At 60.4% G+C, this 21,485-nt stretch carries 13 protein-coding genes and 2 pseudogenes; 9 read left to right on the forward strand and 6 right to left on the reverse strand.

The window, feature by feature from the left end; genetic code table 11:
* Nucleotides 1-62 precede the first annotated feature (62 nt).
* Nucleotides 63-2,528 carry a phosphoenolpyruvate synthase gene (ppsA, locus tag ACVW0C_RS03880; RefSeq protein ID WP_457384403.1) on the reverse strand — a complete coding sequence of 822 codons (2,466 nt, stop codon included), beginning with the start codon at nt 2,526-2,528 and terminating at the stop codon, nt 63-65.
* A gap of 337 nt (nt 2,529-2,865) precedes the next feature.
* Between ppsA and ACVW0C_RS03885 the strand changes: the two genes are divergently transcribed.
* The 6 genes and pseudogenes from ACVW0C_RS03885 to ACVW0C_RS03910 all read left to right on the forward strand — a co-directional run bounded on the left by ACVW0C_RS03885 (nt 2,866) and on the right by ACVW0C_RS03910 (nt 8,196).
* On the forward strand, nt 2,866-3,819 hold the full coding sequence (locus tag ACVW0C_RS03885; protein WP_457384427.1) for an RluA family pseudouridine synthase: 954 nt from the start codon (nt 2,866-2,868) through the stop codon (nt 3,817-3,819).
* Nucleotides 3,820-4,369: 550 nt separating this feature from the next.
* Entirely contained in the window at nt 4,370-5,548 is a 1,179-nt protein-coding gene (locus ACVW0C_RS03890; RefSeq protein ID WP_011432742.1) for a transaldolase, read from the forward strand.
* Between the two features lie 47 nt (nt 5,549-5,595).
* A pseudogene (locus ACVW0C_RS03895) lies at nt 5,596-7,080 on the forward strand (cobaltochelatase subunit CobN); the annotation flags it as partial.
* A gap of 50 nt (nt 7,081-7,130) precedes the next feature.
* Nucleotides 7,131-7,442 (forward strand): DUF2605 domain-containing protein, encoded by a 312-nt coding sequence (locus ACVW0C_RS03900; protein ID WP_414331259.1) that lies wholly within the window; start codon nt 7,131-7,133, stop codon nt 7,440-7,442.
* The gene (locus ACVW0C_RS03905) at nt 7,442-7,705 is read left to right on the forward strand and encodes a DUF2973 domain-containing protein (protein WP_414344596.1); all 264 of its coding nucleotides are present in this window, start codon (nt 7,442-7,444) and stop codon (nt 7,703-7,705) included. The genes ACVW0C_RS03900 and ACVW0C_RS03905 overlap by 1 nt, the downstream gene beginning before the upstream one ends.
* Before the next feature lie 65 nt (nt 7,706-7,770).
* A complete protein-coding gene (locus tag ACVW0C_RS03910) occupies nt 7,771-8,196 on the forward strand; it encodes a GerW family sporulation protein (RefSeq protein WP_457384404.1) in 426 nt (141 codons plus the stop codon).
* 5 nt (nt 8,197-8,201) lie between these two features.
* Here ACVW0C_RS03910 and ACVW0C_RS03915 read toward each other — a convergent pair whose 3' ends face one another.
* From ACVW0C_RS03915 to ACVW0C_RS03925, 3 genes are all read right to left on the reverse strand, one after another.
* Nucleotides 8,202-11,513, reverse strand: coding sequence for an AAA family ATPase (locus ACVW0C_RS03915; RefSeq protein WP_457384405.1), 3,312 nt, complete (start codon nt 11,511-11,513; stop codon nt 8,202-8,204).
* Between the two features lie 134 nt (nt 11,514-11,647).
* Nucleotides 11,648-13,912 (reverse strand): single-stranded-DNA-specific exonuclease RecJ, encoded by a 2,265-nt coding sequence (gene recJ, locus ACVW0C_RS03920; RefSeq protein WP_457384406.1) that lies wholly within the window; start codon nt 13,910-13,912, stop codon nt 11,648-11,650.
* Between the two features lie 104 nt (nt 13,913-14,016).
* On the reverse strand, nt 14,017-14,184 hold the full coding sequence (locus ACVW0C_RS03925) for a hypothetical protein (RefSeq protein WP_083757636.1): 168 nt from the start codon (nt 14,182-14,184) through the stop codon (nt 14,017-14,019).
* 178 nt (nt 14,185-14,362) lie between these two features.
* Between ACVW0C_RS03925 and ACVW0C_RS03930 the strand changes: the two are divergent.
* The 3 genes and pseudogenes from ACVW0C_RS03930 (at nt 14,363) to ACVW0C_RS03940 (ending at nt 19,028) form a co-directional block, all read left to right on the forward strand.
* Nucleotides 14,363-15,285 (forward strand): annotated as a pseudogene (locus ACVW0C_RS03930) (IS630 family transposase).
* A 320-nt stretch (nt 15,286-15,605) separates the two neighbouring features.
* The gene (locus ACVW0C_RS03935) at nt 15,606-17,969 is read left to right on the forward strand and encodes a hypothetical protein (protein ID WP_457384407.1); all 2,364 of its coding nucleotides are present in this window, start codon (nt 15,606-15,608) and stop codon (nt 17,967-17,969) included.
* A gap of 3 nt (nt 17,970-17,972) precedes the next feature.
* Complete coding sequence (locus ACVW0C_RS03940) at nt 17,973-19,028, forward strand: DNA polymerase III subunit delta' (RefSeq protein ID WP_457384408.1); 1,056 nt, start codon at nt 17,973-17,975, stop codon at nt 19,026-19,028.
* On the opposite strand, the gene ACVW0C_RS03945 is transcribed toward ACVW0C_RS03940, so the two are convergent.
* On the reverse strand, nt 19,012-20,328 hold the full coding sequence (locus ACVW0C_RS03945; protein WP_457384409.1) for an ATP phosphoribosyltransferase regulatory subunit: 1,317 nt from the start codon (nt 20,326-20,328) through the stop codon (nt 19,012-19,014). The genes ACVW0C_RS03940 and ACVW0C_RS03945 overlap by 17 nt on opposite strands.
* Before the next feature lie 49 nt (nt 20,329-20,377).
* A complete protein-coding gene (locus tag ACVW0C_RS03950) occupies nt 20,378-21,448 on the reverse strand; it encodes an isochorismatase (RefSeq protein ID WP_457384410.1) in 1,071 nt (356 codons plus the stop codon).
* Between the last annotated feature and the right edge of the window lie 37 nt (nt 21,449-21,485).

The following is a 21,485-nucleotide window of genomic DNA, read 5'->3' on the forward strand; positions in this document are numbered from 1 at the left end:
GCAGAAGAGATTGTAACTCAGGAGACGGGATCCCCGCGCACGTCTCTGGGCCGGCTTTGGGCTCACCGGGTGCCAGCCGCTTCTGCTTCGGCCACCACCAGCAGGGTTTTCAACAGGGAATCGGGGTTGAGGCTGATGGAATCGATCCCCGCCTGCACCAGGAAGCGGGCGAAGTCGGGGTAGTCGCTGGGAGCCTGGCCACAGATGCCGATCTTGCGCCCGTGGCTTTTCACCGTCTGGATTACCTGGGCGATCATCCGCCTGACGGCCTCGTGGCGCTCGTCAAAAAGATGGGCCACCAGGGCTGAGTCGCGGTCTAACCCCAGGGTGAGCTGGGTGAGGTCGTTGGAGCCGATGGAGAAGCCGTCGAAGATCTGGCAGAACGCGTCGGCCAGGATGACGTTGCTGGGCAATTCACACATCACGTACACCTGCAGACCGTTTTCTCCCCGCACCAGGCCATGGCGGGCCATCTCCTCCAGCACCTTGTGCCCCTCTTCCGGCGTGCGGCAGAAGGGGATCATCAAGATGACGTTGGTCAGGCCCATCTCATCCCGCACCCGTTTCATGGCCCGACACTCCAAGGCAAAGCCCTCACGGTAGCGGGGATCCGTGTAGCGGGAGGCCCCCCGCCAGCCGATCATCGGGTTTTCCTCGTGGGGTTCGTAGCGGGATCCCCCCAACAGGTGGGCATACTCGTTGCTCTTGAAATCCGACAGCCGCACGATCACCGGCTTGGGGTAAAAGGCGGCAGCAATGGTGGCCACCCCCTGGGCCAGCTTGTCCACAAAGTACTCCGGCTTGTCGGCATACTGGGCGGTGAGCTCTGCCAGGCGCGGCTCCTCTTTCACCGCCTGCTCATAGTTGAGCAAAGCCAGCGGGTGGACCTGAATGTGGTTGGCGATGATGAACTCCAGCCGCGCCAGCCCGACCCCATCGCAAGGGATCCCGCTGAGGCCGAAGGCTTTTTCTGGGTTGCCCACATTCATCATCAGCTGGGTGCGGGGACGGGGCAGCTCCTCCAGCGGGATCTCCGTCACCTCATAGGGCAACAGGCCCGGGTAGACCCGCCCTTCTTCCCCTTCAGCGCAGGAGACGGTGATGGGCTCGCCGGAACGGAGCACCTGCGTGGCGTTGCCGCAGCCAACAATGGCCGGGATCCCCAGCTCGCGGGCGATGATGGCCGCATGGCAAGTTCTGCCCCCCTGGTTGGTGACGATGGCGCTGGCCTTTTTCATGATTGGCTCCCAGTCGGGATCCGTTTTTTCGGTCACCAGCACCTCGCCGGCCTGAAACTGATCCGAGCGGCGCACATCCAAAATGACGCGGGCTGTGCCCTGGCCAATGGCCTCGCCTACGGCCCGTCCCCGCACCAGAGGCTCGGGCTGCGCCCCAGGCTGGGTGAAGCGATAGGTGGTCAGCTGGTTGGCCCCTTTTTGCGACTGCACCGTTTCGGGGCGGGCCTGGACGATAAACAGCTCGCCGGTGATCCCATCTTTGGCCCACTCGATGTCCATGGGGGTGAAGCGGCCCCGCAGCGCCGAGTAGTGCTCCTCGATCAAGCAGGCCCACTGGGCCAATTTGAGGATTTCCTCATCCCTGAGGGCATATTGCTTGCGCAGGCTTTCGGGGACAGCCACGTTTTTGGTGGAACGGGATCCCCCCTCGTCGTAGACCAGCTTCAGGGCCTTGCTGCCCAGCTTGCGGGAGAGGATGGGGCGCAGTCCCTGCTTGAGGGTGGGTTTGAAGACCACGTACTCATCGGGGTTGACGATCCCTTGCACCACGTTTTCCCCCAGGCCGTAGGCGGCGGTGATCAGCACCGCATCTTTAAAGCCGGTTTCTGGGTCGATGGAGAACATCACCCCCGAACAGGCCAGGTCGGAGCGCACCATCTTCTGCACCCCCACCGAGAGGGCTACTTGAAAATGGTCAAAGCCCTTGATTTGGCGGTAGGAGATGGCCCGGTCGGTAAACAAGCTGGCAAAACAGTGGTGACAGGCATTGAGCACTGCCCGCACTCCACGCACGTTCAGGTAGGTCTCCTGCTGGCCGGCAAAGCTGGCATCCGGCAAGTCTTCTGCCGTGGCACTGGAGCGCACCGCCACATCGGTGTCGGGGCCGTAGCGCTCGCACAGCTTTTGGTAGGCTTCGGCGATGGCCTGCTCTAGCTGAGGGGGGAAGGGAGTTTGCAAGATCAAGGTGCGGGCAGCCTTGCCCCGCTCGCGCAAATTTTGGACATTCTCAATGTCTAAGTCTTTGAAAATCTCCTGCAACTTCTCCTCTAGGCCCGCAGAGGCGATGAACTGGCGATACGCATGGGCGGTGGTGGCAAATCCTGTCGGCACCTGGATCCCCTTTGAGGTGAGCTGCTGCAGCATTTCTCCCAAGGAGGCGTTTTTCCCGCCCACCTGGGCAACGTCCCGCAGCCCCACCTCCGTCAGGGGCAAGACCAAAGGCGGCTCTGAGCCAAGCTGGGGTTGAGAGGGTTGCTGAAGCTGGGATCCCCTGGTTGCTCCATCCGACATGGCTTACCTCCTTCTTAGATCCATTGAGCGATCCATTGAGCCAACGCCAATTGCTGGGGTGTGCTGTGTTGTCGGCTTGGGATCGCTCCCGGCTCTCCTATGCCAACACTCGGCCCAACTCATTCTTGGTGGGCCATAGCCTCACTCTAGTCAGGATTTTCTGCCCCTTAAAATTGCCCAGGGATCCCCCCAAGAAGGCTTAGAAGGCGATGAGACAAGGCAGATCCCCCCACCACCTGCCTGCGGAAGTTGCTGCAAATCTTCGACCTTTTTTACTCAGTGCAAAAGTAGCCGGGCTGCCACAATGGTCAAAGAAGGCAATTTGGGCAACAACGGCATGGAGGGCCACAAGGAGGCTGCAGCAGACATTCGCCAGATCAGGGTGACGGAAAAACAGCAGGGCTTGCGGCTGGATCGAGGCTTGGCGGAGCAACTCCCAGATCTGTCTCGCTCACGCCTGCAGCAGCTCATTCGGGCGGGGCAGGTTTGGCTCAATGGGCAGCCCTGCCGGGATAAGGATCGCCCCCTGCAAGCTGGGGATGAAGTCGAGGTGCGGATCCCGCCAGCCACCCCGACTGCCCTGCAGCCGGAGCCGATCCCCTTGGACATTCTTTACGAAGATGACGATTTGCTTGTGATCAACAAGCCCCGCGGTTTGGTGGTGCACCCCGCCCCCGGCCACGCCAGTGGCACCCTGGTGCACGCCCTGCTGGCCCACTGCCCCCATCTTTCAGGCATTAACGGCGAGCTGCGTCCAGGTATTGTCCATCGCCTTGACAAAGACACCACTGGTGCCCTGGTGATTGCCAAACACGATCAGGCCCACCAGCACCTACAAGCCCAGATCCAGGCCAAAACCGCCCGGCGCATCTACTTGGGGGTGGTGTTTGGCCGCCCGGCCCAAAGCCAAGGCACCGTCTCTGCCCCCATTGGGAGGCACCCGGTGGATCGGCAGAAAATGGCCGTCCTGACCCCTGGCCAAGGGCGAGTGGCGGTAACCCACTGGCAAGTGTTGGAGCGGCTGGGCAACTACACCCTGATGCAGTTTGAGCTGGAGACCGGGCGCACCCATCAAATTCGGGTGCATGCTGCCCACATGCGCCTACCCATTGTCGGGGATCCCCTCTACACCCAGAGCAAAACCAGCCCTGTTAAGCTGGGCGGCCAAGCTCTCCATGCCTGGAAGCTCTCCTTTGTTCACCCGCGCACAGGCCAGCCGCTGCAGTTTACCGCTCCCCTGCCGGAAGAGTTTGAGCGGCTCTTGCGGCAGTTGCGCAGCCAGGCGGGCTAGGCAGCCTCTGGGGTTTCCCCCTTGCTTTGCCTGGTCATTGCAAACGGCTGTGGAACAGCTGGTTGGTTGATCCCCAGCTCCCCTCGCCCGCAAGGGGTGAGGGTCAGCGGCGAAGGGTCTTCATCTTGTTTGAAACGAGTATGCCCAGTTGTCCCCACACCCGTGGGGGTGAGCGGCAGAGCATGCCTCTAACCCCCAAAACCCTGAACTTTGCTGAATTTACTGAGCTTTAGGCGGTTTGGCAAAAGTCATTGAGAGGGATATAGTAGACCAAGTTTCCCCCTGATCCTTGAGTCCACCGCAACGGTTGCCGGGAAGTGAAGGGGGAAAGCGCTCGGGGGGTATTCCTCAGGGCTTTGCGGGATACCGCCTTCCTGCTCAGAGATAGGCAGGATGCGATCGCTTCTTTCCTGAACCATGTTCAGGAGGGTTCAGCGTGAATGTATCAGAATTAAGACAATCTCATGTCTACCGGGATCCCTGAATGGGATGGGTAACACTGAAACTAGGTCGCAGAAGCGGCGCGTAGCGCAATCTCAAGGAGCCGAACATGAGCAAGAGCTTGCTGGAGCAATTGCGACAGATGACTGTCGTGGTGGCTGATACGGGGGATATCAACGCCATCGAGAGCTTTAAGCCGCAGGATGCCACCACCAATCCCTCATTGATCACGGCTGCAGCCCAAATGCCTCAGTATCAGGGCATTGTCGATGAGACCTTGCTCAAAGCTCGCCAAGAACTGGGATCCAAAGCCGACATCAAAACCGTGGTGGCCCACGCCATCGATCAACTGGCCGTGGCCTTTGGCGTGCGCATTTTGTCCATCATTCCTGGCCGGGTCTCGACGGAGGTGGATGCCCGCCTCTCTTACGACACAGAAGCCACAGTTGCCAAAGCCCGCCATTTGATCGAGCTCTACAAGGCGGCAGGAGCGGATCCCAAGCGGGTGCTGATTAAAATTGCCTCGACTTGGGAAGGGATCCGAGCTGCCGAGATCCTGGAAAAAGAAGGGATCCATTGCAACCTCACCCTGTTGTTTGGCCTACACCAGGCCATCGCCTGCGCCGAAGCGGGGGTGAAGCTGATCTCGCCCTTTGTGGGCCGCATCTTGGATTGGTACAAGAAACACACGGGCCGGGAGAGCTACCCTCCTGCCGAAGATCCGGGGGTGCAGTCGGTAACCCAGATTTACAACTACTTCCGCAAATACGATTTTCCGACGGAAGTGATGGGGGCCAGCTTCCGCAACATCGGGGAGATCATCGAGTTGGCCGGCTGCGATCTTCTCACCATCTCACCGGCGCTGCTGGCGGAGCTGCAGAACACCGAGGGTTACCTGGAGCGCAAACTGGATCCGGAAAAAGCCAAGAAAATGGACATCCCGCGCCTGGTGATGGACAGAGCCACCTTCGACCAGATGCACCGGGAAAACCGCATGGCCTCAGAAAAGCTGGAAGAAGGGATCCAGGGCTTCTCCAAAGCGCTGGAGGTGCTGGAAAAACTGCTCACCGAGCGGCTGCAGAAGCTGGAGGGTGCCAAGGAAACCATTACCCACGCCGCCCAGGATGTCTTCCGCCTCTACGACCTGGATGGGGATGGCTTCATCACCCGCGAGGAGTGGATGGGGGCAGATCGCGTTTTCGATGCCCTGGATACCAACCAAGATGGCAAAATTACCCCTGAGGAAATGTTGGTCGGCCTAGGGGCGGCGGTCTATCTGAAGAATTAGCCGCTGGCAGCCGGCCTGGGAAAACCTCAAGGTCTATGGGCGAGAACTTTCGCCACATTGGAGACGGGGTGGCCGCCCTGGAAGCGCAAGCCCGCCGCTGGATTGCCCAGCGGCTGCAAGGGATCCCTTACGATCCGCCGCCGGGGCCAGCAGCCAGGCAGGTGCTGCATTGGATCGAGACGGATCTGCTGCCGCGCCTGCAGCAAACCCCCCAGGAGCTGGAGAACCTGCTGCATGGGCTAGGGGGCGGCTATGTGCCCAGCGGCCCTTCCGGCGCCCCCACCCGAGGCCGAGTGGACGTGTTGCCCACGGGGCGCAACTTTTACTCGGTGGACATTCGCGCCATCCCCACCCCCACCGCCTGGCAGGTCGGCTCACTGGCCGCCGAGCGGCTGGTGGAGCGCTACGTGCAAGAGCAGGGGGAATATCCCCGTCGCCTGGGCCTATCCGTTTGGGGCACTTCAACTCTAAGAACTGGCGGCGACGATTGGGCCGAGGCCCTGGCGCTCTTGGGGGTCAAACCCCGCTGGGATGGAGGACGGGTGGTGGACATCGAGATCCTGCCTGTAGCGGTTTTGGGCCGCCCCCGTGTGGATGTAACCTTGCGCATTTCTGGCTTCTTTCGCGATGCCTTTCCCAATCTGATTGCCCTGTTTGACCGGGCCGTGCAGGCCGTGGCTGACCTGGAGGAGCCAGAAGCCGACAATCCCCTGCGGGCCCACGTGCTGGCCGATACCCAGTACTGGCAGGAGCAAGGGATCCCAACGCAAGCAGCGGCGGAGCGGGCGCGGCTGCGCATCTTCGGCTCCAAGCCGGGGGCCTATGGGGCCGGCCTACAGGGGCTGATCGAGGCGCAAAACTGGGAAACAGAAGCGGATCTGGCCCGCGCCTACCTCAACTGGAGCAGCTACGCCTACCGGGCCGATGGCGAGGGAGAGCCGGCCCCCGAAGCCCTGCGGCGGCAATTGGCCCACCTGCAAATTGTGCTCCACAACCAAGACAACCGCGAGCACGACCTGCTGGACTCCGATGACTACTACCAGTTTCAAGGGGGGATGGTGGCGGCAGTGCGAACGCTCCAGGGCCGCAACCCGCGGATTTACTTCGGGGATCACGCCCGTCCCCACAACCCTAAGATCCGCACCCTGGCCGAAGAAATTGACCGCGTCTATCGCGCCCGCGTGATCAACCCCAAGTGGATTGCCGGCGTGATGCGCCACGGCTACAAGGGCGCCTTCGAGATGGCTGCCACCCTGGACTACCTCTTTGCCTACGACGTCACCACCCATGCTGTGCCGGATTTCATGTACGCCGGCCTGGCCCGCGCCTACCTATTGGATCCCCAAGTCCAGCAGTTCCTGCGATCCCGCAACCCCTGGGCGCTGCGGGACATGAGCGAGCGGCTGCTGGAAGCCCACCAGCGGGGCTACTGGCAAGAGCAGGCCCTGGAATTGCTGCCTCAGATCGAAGCCCTGATGCTGGAGATGGAAGCCTACCTGGAATCCCGCTCTCCCGTGGCGAGAGAAGGTTAAGTTCTGCTAAGATTTTTTCATCCAAACCAGTTGTGGAGGGATCCCAGGCCATGAGCAAATCTGAGCTGTTGCGAGAGATTCTGGGGCCACTGTTGGAGGACTACCGCTACTGGTTTGAGCGTTCTCGCCGCTTTTTGCAGGAAGAGACCCTGGAATTTATCAGCCCAGAGGAGCAACAGTCCTTGCTGGAACAGGTTCTGGCCGCTCAAGCGGAGCTACAGGTGGCCGAAGCGCTTTATCAGGCGTCCGATCAAGAGGTTGGCATCGACCCTGGGCTGATGGCAAAATGGCATCGCCTGCTTATGAAATGTGCCGAATTGGGCCGTCAATTTCGCCAGATTCACCCCTCCCCCGACCTGTAATGCTGCAGATTCTCTACCTCATCGCTTTTGTGGCCATTGCCTTTTTGGCCCTGCGCAACTTGGTTACCAATGTCATCACACTGGGCGTGGAAGAGCGCAAGGCCTCTCCTCGTCGTGCCCGCAAGCGGATCCCTCACCCAGAGCTGCTGGATGAAGATGGCAACCTCACCGAGGAGCCTCTACTGGTGATTCGCTCGGCCAGCTTGGAAGAAGCTCGCAGCCGTTTGGAAGATCTCTATTCCGGCTCGCCGGACGAAGATTAGGGGAGTTTCTTGGGCTTTCTCTCTTGGGCGTGGCTGCACTAGCCTGGGAGGGTACTGCGCGCCATTTGCCCGAGCGTCTGGTGGGCGAGTCAACGGAGATGGGATCCGACTTCAACGTGGAATCGGTGCTGGAGGCGGTGCTCGGCAAGCTGAAGGTTTTGGCGGAAACGGGACAAACCTTTGGTCAGCCGATCACTATTGGTGAGACGATTATTGTCCCTTACATGTCCTTGCATTTTGGCTTGGGTGGGGGAGGGGGCAACTTCGGCAAAACTGCTTCTGGCTTTCGCGGCAACGGCGGGGATCCGGCCAGTCTGTTCGGGGGAGCGGGGGGTGGGGTGCGCATCGAGCCGGTTGGCTTTCTGGTGATCCGAGGCGAGCGAGTGGAGCTGCTGACCACCGTCCAGAAGCCCGACCAGTGGAACCAACTCAGCGAGACTCTGGTGCCCCTGTTGCAGCAGTGGCTGCAAAATCGTGCCGGCAACTCCTGAAGGGACTAGCCGCGAATGGAGAGGCGGGATCCCTGGGGAGAGGGTTGTACCTCAATGCGGCAGGGGAAAGCATCCTGCAGGCTGGGGATGTGGGTAATCACCAAGATGCAGGCAAAGTCCGGGGCGATGGCGTTGATGGCAGCCAGCAGTTGGGCGCGCCCGGTGGCATCCTGGGATCCAAACCCCTCGTCGATGATTAAGGTTTGCAGGTCGGATCCCGAGCGCTGGGTGAGCAGGCGGGACAAGGCCAGGCGAATGGCGAAGTTGATGCGGAAGGCTTCTCCACCGGAGTAAGTCTCGTAGGGGCGGGTGCCGTGGGGATCGGCAATGAGAATGTCGAGGGTGTCATAGGGACTCCGTCCCGCTACGGAGGACAGCTTGGCCGGTGAGCAATAGCGTCGCCCGGAGCGCTGGGTAATCAATTGCAGGTGCAGGCGGTGTTGGGTAAGGCGGGCCAGGATCTGGTTGGCCTGGGCTTCCAGCTCGGGCAGGACATTTTCGACGATCAGGGCGGGGATGCCGTTGCGGCCGTAGGCATTGGCCAGCTCTTGGTACACCTGCTGCTGGCGGCGGGCCTGTTGCAGTTGCTGTTCCAGCTCGGCCTGTTCCGCCTGCTGTTGAACCGCCTGTTGTAGCCGTTGTTGGGCGGCCCCTATCTGAGACAGCACCTCATCCAGCCGCCGGCGGTGCTCCCGCAGGGTTTGGCGGATCCCTTCCAGCTGAGCAGGCAAAACCTCGGGATGCTCCGCCAGTTGTTGCTGAAGCCGTTCTAGCTCTTGGGTGGCTTGGGCAAAGTGCTGGCGGCTTTCCTGCAGGCGTTGGGATAAGGCTTGGGTGCGGGCTGCCACCTCCGGCAGTTCCTGGCGGGCCACCTGTAGGGCTTGCAGGCGCACCGGCCAGAGTTGCGCTTGGGCCAGTTCGGCTTTCACCTGCTGGTGCAGGGATCCATCGTAGCCCAGGTGGTTTAACGCCTGTTCCACCTGAGCCAACCGCTCCGCCAGGGGAGAATCCGATCCCACTGGCGGGACGGAGTCCTTGGATCCCACCTGTTGCAGGGTTTCCAGTTGTGCCTGTAGAGATGCGATTTGCTCGCAGAGGCGAGAGCGGCGCTCTTGGGCCTTGCGGAGTTCTTGAGAGCGGCCCAGGGCCCAGCGCCAGCGCTCCAGTTCTCCCCGTTGTAGGGCGTGCTCGCGCTCGTCATAGCCCAGTTGGTGCAGGGCCTGCTGGATCTGCTGGAGCTGTTGCCGAGCTTCTTGAGCGTAAGCTTCCCGGTCAAGGATTTCCCTCAACTCTGCCGCTTCTGCTTGCCAGAGCTGGATTTGCCGGCGGCGTTCCTGCTCGGCTTCCCACTGCTGTTGCAATCGCCCTTGCAGATGCAGGCGCTCATCCCAGGTGGCCAGTTCTTGGCTGAGACGGCGGTATTCTGCTTGCAAGAGTTCAATCTCCCGGTCGGCCACCGCCAGTTGTTCGCGGATAACAAACAGTTCGCCGGCAATTTCCTCTTGACGCTCGCGGTGTTTTTTCAGCACCACATCCCGCAGGCGCAGGCTGAGGGGACGGGCGCAGAGGGGGCAAGTCCAGTGGCGACGGCGTTGCGGAGCCATAAAGCCGGATCCCTGCGGCTCTGGTGTTGGCGTTGCGGGGGATGACTCGGCAGGTTGACCGGCGGAAGATAGGGCCGGGGATCCCTCCTCTTGTTCTGCTGCCTCCTCGACAAGGGCCGTCACTCTCGCCAAAGTGGGGATGGGGCGGCGCTCTCCCTGATCTTGTTCGCCTCGCGGAGCGCTTTGAGCGGAAAACGCCTCTTGACCTTCATCCCAGGTGGTCACCAGCAGGCGGCAGCGTTCTTCTTCCTGTTGCCACTGTTGCTGGAGAACCCGCTGGCGTTCCTGGAGCTTTTGCACGAACAGCCGTCGTTCTTGGACTTTTTCCAACACCTGCTGCTGGTAGAGACGCCGTCGCTCCAGCTCTGCCAAGGCGGCCTCTCCTTCGGCAATTTTCTGCTCCAGGTGCTGCTGCTGCTGGGCTAGAGTTTCCCGGCTTTGTAGTTGCTGGCTGAGAAGCTGAACGCGGGCTTGCAGGCGTTCCCGCTCGCGGCGGATTTGCTCTTGCCAATGCTGTTGCTGCTGGAGAAGGACGGCGGCTTGAGCTTGGGCTTGGTTCAGGGCCTGGAGACGCTCTTGAGCTTGCTGGTAGTGGCGCAGGCCGATTTCGATGCGCTCCTGTTCTGCCAGCAATTGGGCATCGGCTTGGGCCTGGGCTTGGCAGGTGGCCAACTCCTGTTGCAGCCGTTGCATCTTGCGCAGTTGCTGCTGTTGCTGCTCTGCTTGCTGGGCTTGCAGCTTTTGGCGTTCTTGGAGCAGATGCTGCTGTTGCTCGAAGAGGTGGTGGAGATGGCGATCTTGGGCCATCAGGGCTTGGTAGCGTTCGTAACCCGCCAGGATGTCTTCACTCTGGGCGATCAGCTCTTCCAACTGGAGCAGGTGCTGTCGCTGGGCACGCCACTGTTGCTCGGTGTGCTGTAGGTTGGTGCCGAGCTTTTGCAAGTGTTGGGTAAGGTGTTGGTGGCGCTCCTGCAGGATGCAGCGATGTTCGTAGAGGCGCTCTAGGGCTTGCAATTCCTGCTGTTGCTGGGCTAGGAGCTGCTGCAGATGAGTTTGCCGTTGTTGGAGTTGCTCCAGCTCGGCTTGGATTTGGCCAAGGTGGGCCTGTTGTTGGTTGAGCTGCTGCAGGCGCTCTTGGAGCAGATCGGCTTTGAGTTTGGCACTGCGCGCCTGTTCCCGGCAGCGGTCGGCCAGCAAATCGTACTGCCCCAACTTGAGCATGTCGGCCAAGATCTGCTTGCGCTCGCCGGGACGCTTCAGAGTGAAGGCATCTGCTTGTCCTTGTCGCAGATAGGCGGAGTGAATAAAGGTCTCGTAGTCGAGGCTGAGCTGACTTTGAATGGCCTGTTGGGTGGCGCGCATGCCGCGGCGGGTTAGGCTGCGCCAGCGAGGTTGGCCGTCGGTTTCTCCGGTTTGAATTTGCCACTCCAGGGATCCCTCGCCCGATAGATGACGGCTGCGCAGGACACGGTAGGTTTGTCCTCGGGAGCGGTAGATCACCTCTACCCAGGCTTCGCTGGCCCCCTTGCGGATGAGATCGCTGTCATTGCTAGCTCGGCTTTGCCCCCAAAGGCCCCAGGTGAGGGCATCGAGCAGGGCAGACTTGCCTGCCCCATTGGGGCCACAAATGCAGGCAGTATGGATCCCACGCAGATCCAAAACGGCGTGAGCGTAACAGAGAAAATTGTGCAAGGTTAGGCGAACCGGGATCACGGAAAACTCTGAGGGGCTCTGGTTGCCAGAAAAAATGAGGTTGAGCCATTTGATCCAGAGTATCGCGTCAGCGGTGGGGAGCAACAATGAGGAGTGAGAAGTGAGGAGAGAGGAGTGAGGATACTCCCTTCTCACTACTCTCCGTTCTTTTCTCTTTTCTCTCTTGTCTCTCTTGAGAGGGGATCCGATTGCATTAGCCGCTGACACAGTTGGGCAATCTGGGTGGGGCTAGCCCCATCCAGCCAGCGGTGAAAGGCTTGGGATTCCTGAAGGCGGCCCATCAGCAGCGTGGGGATCTGCTCCGGGCCGTCCAGTTCCGCCAGCCACTGCCGGGGAAAGCCAGTTACTGCAGCCAGATCCTCGGGATCCCGTCGGCCTGCTTGCCACAGCGCTTGCAGTTGGGCAATCTGCTGGGGGATCTGCTCCCAGGGGGAGGCAGAAGCGGCCAGGATCAGGGTTCGGGGCTGTACCTGTTGCAGCAGTTGTGCCAAGTCCGCCGGTAGCCAGGGCCAGCGGGCCAGCACCAGCTTTGCCCCTTTTGGTGGTGGAACAAGGTTCTCGGCCTCCTGCCCGTCGTAACAGATGGCCCCTTTCAGCGAATCCGGCAGGGGTTTCTGCCGAAAATCTTGGATCTGTAGGCGAGGGGCGGAAATGGTGGGTGCCTGCCACTCTCCCGCAGGGCGCACCGCCAGCACTTTGCCCTGCCAAGGCTGTCTGCCCCGGTCATCCGCCTCCAACTGGAGGGCGATGTCCAAAGCCTGGCATTTTTGCCAGCGCTCCAGCTCTTCTCCGGCTTGCCAAAACCACAGGGTACGGGATCCCGGCGAGCCTTGGAGTTCAAACTTGAGGTGGCGGCCATTGCGGGAGACTCCCAGGTTGGAGCTATTGGGACGGAAGTTCATCAAGGCAACGACGGGGTTGGGGTTGCCGTGCCCAAAGGGCTGCAGAAGCTGCAATTGCCGATACACCTCATCCAGCTCTGCCACCCCATCCCGATCCTGAGAGACCAGTAGCTCCCAGTCGAGGATAATCTCCACCGCCAAGGCGCGAGCCCGCTGATCCGGGCTAACCCGCGCGGCCAGCTCCCGCTGCAACGCCAGTTGCACAGCGGCCAGGCAAGCCAGATCCACTTGGATCCTGGCGGCCATGGGGTGTCCGCCTCCCCGCCGCAAGAGGGGGCGCACGGCCTCGATGGCCTCCACCAGGTTCACCCCTGGCAGGGAACGACCCGACCCATGGCCCAGCCCTGTGGCTTCGTCTTTGGCAATCAACACCGTCGGGCAGCGGTACTGCTCCACCAAGCGCGCCGCCGCGATCTCCAGAACCCCTGGGTTCCAGCCGGCTTCCGCCAGAACAATGGCTCCTTCCCGGGTCAGATCCAAGCTCTCTACCTGTTGGCTGGCCTCTTGGATCACTTGCTGGGTGAGCTGCCGGCGCTCTTCGTCAAGGGCAACAAACCGTTGCACCAGCGCCTGGGCCCGCTCTGGATCGGAGGTGGTCAGCAGCTCCACTGCTAAGCTGGCGTCTTCCAAGCGGCCAATGACGTTCAACTTGGGGGCGATGCGAAAAGCAATATCCTGGGCTGTCGGCGACCTCTGGAGCTGGCCGTTGCTAACCTGGGCCAGCAGAGCTCGCAACCCCGGGCGCTGCGTACTGGCCAGCACCGGCAGGCCCCGCTGCACCAAGTAGCGGCACTCCCGCTGCAACACCGCCACATCGGCCACAATTCCCACCGCCACCAGATCCAGGTGCTGCTCGACACCAGGGATCTCTAGGGCTTGGTAGAGCGCCTCCGCCAACTTGTAGGCCACTCCCACCCCCGGCAAGAAGCGCAGCGGATGGTCATCCGGCAGCCGCAAGGGATTGACCACCGCATGGGCAGGGGGCAGAGGATCCGGCAGCATGTGGTGATCCGTCACGATCACGTCCACCCCCTGGGCTTGGGCCATGGCAATTTCGGCGGTATTGCCCATGCCGCAATCCACCGTCAGGATCACTTGGCAGCCCTGGGCCAGCACCTGCTGCAGCCGTTGAGGGTTGAGGCCGTGCCCTTCGGTACTGCGCAGCGGTATGGTGAACTGGACTCGGAAGCCCAAGGGTTGTAACGCCGAGAGCAGAAGACTGGTGCTGGTGACACCATCGCAGTCAAAGTCCCCCCAAATGCACAGGGTCTCTCCCCTTTCCCGTGCCTGCAGCAGCCGCGCCACCGCCCGCTCCAGATCCGGCAGGGATGCTGGTGGTGTGGGGGAATAGTGTTCGGGATCCACGAAGGCCTGCGCCTGCTCCCAGGTGTGCAGACCCCGCAGAGCCATCACCTTGGCCGCATACTTGCCATATTCCCGGCTCAGTTGCGGATTGAACTGGGGGGGAGTGGGCAGCAGCTCCCAGCGGTATTCCATGCAAGCTCGACAGGGATAAAGGTTCCTAGGAGCCTATCAAAAACGGCCCAGGGGGGAAATGGATCCCAGAGGAAAGGGCTGGGGATGATGGGCTACCTTGAACCCTACTGGCAGCAGTGGGAAGCCACACAGCAGGCGGAGGGGTGCTCGTGATTGTGGGTGGCACAGGCTTCGCTGCAGTAGAGTTGACCTTCGTAGCGATAGCCTTGGCTGCTCTCGAAGCTGCAGTTGCAGTGTTCACAGGCGCAACGGACAAGGGTGCTGGCAGACATGATTTTCTCTCCTTCTTTCTCGTTTTTTCCTAGGGATCCTCTTGTCGAAGATCCGCGTCTCTACACCCTAGCGGTTGCTCAGCAACGATGCTGAAACAAGAATCAGAATCATTTTTGGCACTTCACCGATTACAGCCTATGAATTAGGATACAAGTATCCAAGAGAAAAGAGAGATATATACCAACCTATTTGTTAGATTTATCCCAAAGAGTTGTGGCAGCTTATCAGGCAGGCAAGACCTCCACTTGCCAGGTAGCGGAACAGTTCATGGTAACCCAAAGAACACTGCACCACTGGGTGCATCAGTATCAACAAACTCAGGATTTATCCCCCAAGAAAGTCGGCACAAAGCGAGTAGGTATTCTGGAACAACACCGGCAAGAAGTTATGACGGTCATTGAAAGGCGCCTGAACTATTATCCGTGGTAGTATCAAGAACTGCTACGAGAGCAACTGGATACTGATGTGAGTGCTGTTACGATAGACAACTTTTTAAAAAAGCGAGGAATGACGCTAAAAAGAATTACCGCAGTGTAAAAATCAGAGAAGAGGAGGTGCAAAGGCAACAATTAGCCTATAGTTAAGAAGTCAAGAATATACCAGTGGAAGATATAGCTATTCTAGACCAGACAAGGGTGTGAGAGGCAATGGAACGGAGGGGTATCTCGGAGTTTACGCAGTCAAAGAGCTTACAGTTACCGTCAGAGATGCAAAGGGAAAAAACATAAGATTATTGAAGCTATTTCCTGGAGAGAGGTAGTAGGCTGTTGTGTTATCAAGGGTGGAATGCGGAAGAGCAATTTTCTGGAGTTTTTGCAAAGTGACTCATGTTCGGAACTGGATGCGCGGAAGGTGGTGATTAGAGTTCGGAAGTGGAGGGTTTGATTCAAGGAACAGGTGCGCGGATCATAGACCTGCCTGTGTATGCACCAGAGTTGAATCCGATTGAGAGGATGTGGTCGGTATTGAAGCCTTTTATCCGGCAGTTTTCCAGAGCCGGGAAGTATGGGATGGAGCAGATAGCAGAGACCTCTTGACTACTCATCAATCCATTCTGCTTCCGAAGTTGGTTTGCTAGGTGTTGCTACTGTGCCCCTTGATTCCTTAACAGGCTGTACTGCTCCATCCCTATGCACGAAGAGGGATGCCGCCGCCCTAATTACTGGGAAGAGACTCCCAGATACTTTGTCCCTCTAATGTCCCTCTAGTAAGAGGTACTGCACCACGAAGCACTCAGTGCCGCCGCAGGCGAACAAGCTGGCGGAGTTCGCAGTTACTGTATCAAGAAGCCGTCATAAAGGGCGGGGCTTGTAACCCAGTTTTCTGGTCAATGTGGCGTTGGCATCTCTTTGTGCTTTATCCTGAGGGGCGATAAGCTAAAGTACAGCAACAACACAGTCCTAAACTGGGAACTTTATTGATGCCTCCGCGCTCCTCTTCCTCCCAGAGTGGCTCTACCCCATTCCCCTTTCTGGAAGGGCGGGGTGCTGCTGACGGTGAGGCTGAGTCGAGCTTGCCGCTGGGACAGCGTTTGCTGCGGGCGGGTCTGATCTCCCAATCCCAGTTGGCTCAGGCCCTGCGAGAGCAACAGCAAAACCACCTCAAGTTGGGAGAAGTGTGTCTCGAGCACGGCTGGCTCACCCCAGCCGCTCTCTACCGCTTCCTGCCCAGCCAGTCTCTTTCTCTGGGAGAGATTTTGGTGGCACTGGGCCACTTGGATTTTGAGCAGTTGCGGGTTGCTCTGGCCCAACAGCGTCGCTACGGGCGGAAATTGGGGGAGATTCTCACCTGGAAAGGCTGGGTACAGCCAGCCATTTTGGATCGCGCCTTGGATGTTCAGGTGCAACTGCAACGGATGGCTTCCCCCAATGCGTGGGAAGCACTGCAGCCTTTTTTGGCCAGGGATACCAAACCCGAGGTTCAGCTTACCCCCCAAAGAGCGGCAACTCCTGGCCGAGAAGCTCTGGCCCAGGATTTGGCTGTACCCGAAGAGGCCAAGATCCCTTGCGAGGGAACAATTCAGCCATCGAGTCTCGAATCCGCAGTTGGGGGAGATTCCATCCCTGGAACATTAGCCGCGGCAGCCTCGGATCCCTTTGCCGATGAGCCTCAACCGGCCACCTTGGCCGACTACCGCAAGCAAGTGGAAGCCTTGCAGCTACAAATCGAGCTCCAGGAACAGGAATGGGATCGGATCCTGGCCAACATGAACCAGCAGATTGCCGATTTTCAAAGCCAGTATCAGCAGCGCATTCAAAAACTGGAAGCCACCATCCGTCTCCAACAAGCAGAGCTCCAGCACCAGGCAACGTTGCAGCAGGATTTGCGGGTTTGGCGGGAACAACTGCAAAGGCTGGAAACGGAGCTGGCTCTTGCCCGCGCTGCTGAGCAAAGGGCGCAGCGGCAGTTGCAAACCCAGCAAGATTGCTACCAGTCGGAACTGGAGCAGTTGCAAGAGCAAATCCAGATTCTGCAGAAACGCCAGTCGGAGTTGGTGCCCAGCAGCGTTGTGGCTGACCTACGCGCCCAATTGGAGGCAGCGCTTCATCAAATCCAGCAGCTCCGATCGGAGCGGGATCAGCTGCAGGCCCAACTTGCCCAGCAAGCTGCAGAGTCAGAGGCTGCTCTATCCCGGCATCTGGATTCCTTCTGGCCAGAGCAGGTTGCCGCCTTGGAGCAACAGATTGCGGAGCTGAGGGCCGCTTTGCAGATGTGGCAAGAGCGCTACGCTCAGTTACAGCAAGAGCACGAGGCCCAAATGGCGCGGCTTTCCGGCTATGTTCCCCCAGAGCAGGTGGAAAGCTTACAGGCGCAGCTACAACAACTGCAAGCGGAAATAGCACAGCTGATGGCAGCCAACCGTGACTACGAAGCACACCTTGCTCAACTGGAGGAGCAACTGCAGCAGAGCCAAGCCCTGATCCACCAGCTCAGGGCAGAACGGGCCGAGGCCGACCAGCGCATTGTCCAACTGGAGGGATCCCTGCAAGCCCGCCAAGAAGCCTTGGAGCAAGCTCAACAACAACTGAAAACGATGGGATCCCGCCTCAGCGCCCTTCAACAGCAGCAGGCCAACTTGACGGTGGAACTGCGAGACGCGCGAGAGCTGCTGGCGGCCTATCGGCAGAGCCTGGAGTCCCTGCAAGAGAATCTCAAGATTGAGCAGAATCGCAACCGTCTGCTGCAGGTGAGTTACGAACAGCAAAAGCTGATCGCCGAAGCAGCCCAAGCCCAGTTGAGAGCAGCCAACTTCTCTGGTTCAACCGCCAAAGATGAGCCAGCACGTTCGCGTGAGCGAAACACAGTCCTTACGAGGAGACTGGAGGAACCTGCGACCGATGCCGGGGAGCTTCCCGCCAATCCTGAGGACACGCCGACGGATCCTTTGCTGGCGGAACTCACCCCCTGGGCCAGGCATCTGTTCCAAAACTTGCAGGCAGCGGGCTTGCTGGATCGGCCCCAGATCCAAGACATCCTCAGCCGCTGGCAACAGTCGGGGGGCAAGCTGACCGCGGTCATTGGCGAGTGTACCGGCCTGAAGGCAACCACGATCAAGTTCTTTGCGGATGGGGGGTATTCTGCCCGTTTGTCGGGGTGCCGCACGGTGGGAGAGTTCCTCAAGGCTGCCGACTTGTTGGCTGCTGAAGTGCTGGAGTCCTTGCCGCCGATGGATGAATCTTCGCCCCACTGGGGGGATCCCTTGGTGGAGCGGGGGTTATTGCGACCGGAGACGCTGCAGTATTTTCGCAAACATTTCCTGCCAGCTTCTGCCAGCGGATGCTGAGATATGCCAGAACTCCGTCCGAGCGCCGAGACCGTCAAGCGGATGAAGGTCTTGCCTCCACAGCACATTGTCGGGCAGGAGATGGCGGCACGACTGCTTGTGGCGGCCCTGGAGAAGGGGCGGGTGACTTCCAGCTACTGCTTCTTGGGCCCCCAAGGGGTGGGGCGGAAGCTGATGGCCCGTTGGTTTGCCCAGGCCCTCTTGTGCGAATCCAGCTCCGGGATCCCTTGCGGCAAGTGCTCCCACTGCCGTTGGCTGCTGGCGGGCAACCATCCCAATCTCCACTGGGTCAGCCCCACCTACCTGCACCAAGGCCGCCTAATTGCGGCAGACTCCCCGGAGGCGCAAACCTTGCAACGGCGCTCGCCGCCCCAAATTCGCCTGGAGCAGGTGCAGGGGGTATCCCGCTTCTGTGCCCGCAAGCCGATTCGAGCCCAGCGAAAGGGCTCCGCCCCGCTATCCCGAGCAGTGGTGGTGCTGGAGGGAGCCGAAACCTTGGCGGAAAGCGCTGCCAATGCTTTGTTGAAAACTCTGGAAGAGCCCGGCCCGGCCCACATTGTTCTCATCGCCCCCCAGGCGGCCTCCCTGCTGCCGACGCTGTTGTCCCGCTGCCAGATGGTGCCTTTTCGCCGCCTCAGCCCAGAAGAGGTCGACCGGGTGCTGAGTGGGTTGGGTTGCCCAGATCTGGCAGGGATCCCTCGATCCGAGCTGATTGCCTTGGCCCAGGGCAGCCCCGGCTTGGCCTTGCTGGCCCACCAGCACCTGCAGCAGATCCCGCCGTCGCTCCTTGAGGAACTCAAACGTTGGCCCTGGCACTCTTCTCTCCAGCAGGCATTGGAATTGGGCAGAGCGGTGGCCAGTTTGGAGCTGCCGGCACAACTGTGGCTGATCGATTATTTGCAGCAGCATTTTTGGGCGCAGGGATCCCGTCAGCCGTTTGCGCCAGGGGTGCAGAGGGCCATCCGGCAGTTGGAACGCATTCGCCAACACCTGTTGCAACTGGTGCAGCCCCGTCTCTGTTGGGAGGTCAACCTTGCCAGCATTAGCCCGGGTGGGTGATGTGGTAGCTGCCGTCGGCTTGTACCCAGGCGATCTCCGGGATCCGACATTGGCGGGCATAGGCTTCGATCTCTTCAGGGGCCCGATCCAGCAATTCCAGCTCCACCGCCTCCGTTCGCGTCAGCGGTGCGGTGCACTCTTCTCGCCAGCGGGCGGCCAAGGCCAGCGCCGCCGGGATCCCTGCCGGCACCAGGGGCACCACCAACCGTTTGCAGCCCATCTCCTCGGTTTGGGGATCGGGGGGCAAGAGCCGCAGCAGCGTATCCGGCAGAAGGGTAAAGCCGATCCCCGGCTGTTCGACCTGCTGAGGGCTGTAGAGGGCGTACAGCCGGTCGTAGCGTCCCCCCAGAGCAATGATCTCCCCGCCTGCCACCGCCTGAAAAACGATGCCGGTGTAGTAGGCCAGGGTTTGCAACAAGCTCAGATCCAGCACCACCCGCACCCCATGTTCCTCCAGCACCTGGCAGAGCTGCCGCAGATCCCGCAGCCGCTCAGGCGGCACAGGCAACTGAGCCAGGTCAGAAAGAACTTGGCCGGGCTGGCCCCGCAGCCCCAGAATCTGCAAGCCAATTTGGCGGGCGGCTTCTGGCAGAGGGGCCGATTCCAGGTAAACGTAGTCGAGCTGGGCAATGGCACGGCGCACTGCCGCTTGAGCCGTGGGGGCAACGGCGCTGAGCAAACTCTCGGTGAGGCTGACATCTCCCAGCAGCAGCGTCCAGGCGGCCTCCGTCCCGTTTACACAAGAAGAGATGCCGATCGAGCGAATGCAATCGGCCAGCAGCAGCAGAATCTCGGCATCTGCCAGCCATCCCCCTGCCCCGATCAGCTCCACTCCGGACTGAAAAAACTCCTGGCTACTGTAGGATCCCTCCTCCCGCCGGCTGTTGCGAAAAACGCTGCCGTGGTAGTAGAGCCGCAACGGCAAAGGCCCACCGGCTAGACGGGTGGCTGCCGCCCGCACAATGGAAGCAGTGAACTCGGGGCGCAGCCCCAGCATCGTCCCTTCGCCATCCCGCAGTTGCAGCACCGACTCAGCGCGGATGGATCCCCCCGCCAGCAGCGTTTCCAGCCGCTCTAGGGTGGGAGTGATGATGCGCTGGTAGCCATGGCGCCGGAAAACCCGGGTCAGCTGAGCCTCCAGCTTCTCCCGCCGTTGTACTTCCCGCGGCAGGAGATCCCGGGCACCGCTGGGGGGGCGCAGACTGCTGGAGACGGTGGAACTGGCCTCAGGGCGGGGATCCCAAAAGTGCTCCGCACCGCTACCGCGAGAGTGCTCCGCACCGCTACCGCGACCGTACACAGGGCTGCTCCAGCAGAGGATCCTGCTGCATCATACCGGATGTTGGAGGTCAGCTGGGATCCCGGGGAAACTCAGGCCACTCCCAGATGGGATCCGTGGAGCGCACTCGGTGCATTCCTGCTTCCGCAAAGCGGGCGAAGGCGGCCTCCGCCTGTTCGCTGAAATCCACAACGCCGGGGATCACCACCGCCGAGGTGCAGTCCTCCAGAAGATAAACTTTCTTGGCCAAGCTGGGATCCGTGGCCTGGATCTCTTGCAGCAGGTCGCTCACCGTCCAGGCCACGCAGTGGCTTTTGGCTTGGCCAGCCACGATCAGGGCGTCAAACTGCAGCAGGTGGTGGATGAGGAGCTCATTTTTCTCGTCGATGGGATCCCCTTCCGGCCCAGTCAAAACCTCCGGGCTAAGCACGGAATAATTTTCCGTCAAGGGATTGGCTCCCTTGAGCTGCAGGCTGGGCTGGCTGCAGCGGGCCATGCCGTGAAAGAAAATCGCCTCCTCCACCGCCGGCACCAGGGCATGGCCAATCCCCCCCAGCATGGAGTGGTAGGGCCAGACGATGAGGGGATATTTTCCCCCCTGCTCCAACTGCTCGGCGTAGTGCAGAGCGTAGACCTGCAACCGCGTCAGATCCCCCTGGGTGAGGTTGGCAGCCATGGCGGGGTTAACCCGCCAGCGTCCGCAGCGGATATCGGCTGCCGAAATGGCCGTGGCCGGCTCAGGATGGGCTCCCTGCGCGTCCACCCAAAAGACGGGGTGGAAGATCTGCATGGCCGTGTGGGTGTCGAGAGTGGCAATGATCTGGGTGAGGCAAGCCAAATTGCGGTAGATGAACTGACAAAGCCGTCGATTGTCTTCCACCGCTCCCAATCCGCCGGAACCGGCCACAAACAGCTCAAAGCCGGGAATGCAAAAGGTGTTCTGCACATCAATGAGCAGCAAGCCCACCCGCACCCGATCCGCCTCTGCCGGCGGGATCCCTTGCTCCTTGGCCCAGACCTCGGCTTCTGCTGCCCGCTGTTGGTAGGGCACGCGCCAAATCTCTCCCACCCGCTCCGGATCAAAGTGGGGGGGAAGGCCCGCTGGAGCCTTAACAGTTAGCTCCTGTAGAGTGGTATGCATGGCGTTCTTCCGGTGGGGGCTGGATTGACCAGGCTTG

The organism is Thermostichus sp. OS-CIW-26 (assembly GCF_054058395.1).

Excerpts from the sequence above, each read along its gene's own strand:
- ACVW0C_RS03885 (WP_457384427.1), top strand. The coding sequence starts at position 2,866 with ATGGAGGGCCACAAGGAGGCTGCAGCAGACATTCGCCAGATCAGGGTG.
- ACVW0C_RS03890 (WP_011432742.1), top strand. The coding sequence starts at position 4,370 with ATGAGCAAGAGCTTGCTGGAGCAATTGCGACAGATGACTGTCGTGGTG.
- ACVW0C_RS03905 (WP_414344596.1), top strand. The coding sequence starts at position 7,442 with ATGCTGCAGATTCTCTACCTCATCGCTTTTGTGGCCATTGCCTTTTTG.
- ACVW0C_RS03950 (WP_457384410.1), bottom strand. The coding sequence starts at position 21,448 with ATGCATACCACTCTACAGGAGCTAACTGTTAAGGCTCCAGCGGGCCTT.
- ACVW0C_RS03900 (WP_414331259.1), top strand. The coding sequence starts at position 7,131 with ATGAGCAAATCTGAGCTGTTGCGAGAGATTCTGGGGCCACTGTTGGAG.
- ACVW0C_RS03935 (WP_457384407.1), top strand. The coding sequence starts at position 15,606 with ATGCCTCCGCGCTCCTCTTCCTCCCAGAGTGGCTCTACCCCATTCCCC.
- ACVW0C_RS03925 (WP_083757636.1), bottom strand. The coding sequence starts at position 14,184 with ATGTCTGCCAGCACCCTTGTCCGTTGCGCCTGTGAACACTGCAACTGC.
- recJ (WP_457384406.1), bottom strand. The coding sequence starts at position 13,912 with ATGGAATACCGCTGGGAGCTGCTGCCCACTCCCCCCCAGTTCAATCCG.
- ppsA (WP_457384403.1), bottom strand. The coding sequence starts at position 2,528 with ATGTCGGATGGAGCAACCAGGGGATCCCAGCTTCAGCAACCCTCTCAA.
- ACVW0C_RS03940 (WP_457384408.1), top strand. The coding sequence starts at position 17,973 with ATGCCAGAACTCCGTCCGAGCGCCGAGACCGTCAAGCGGATGAAGGTC.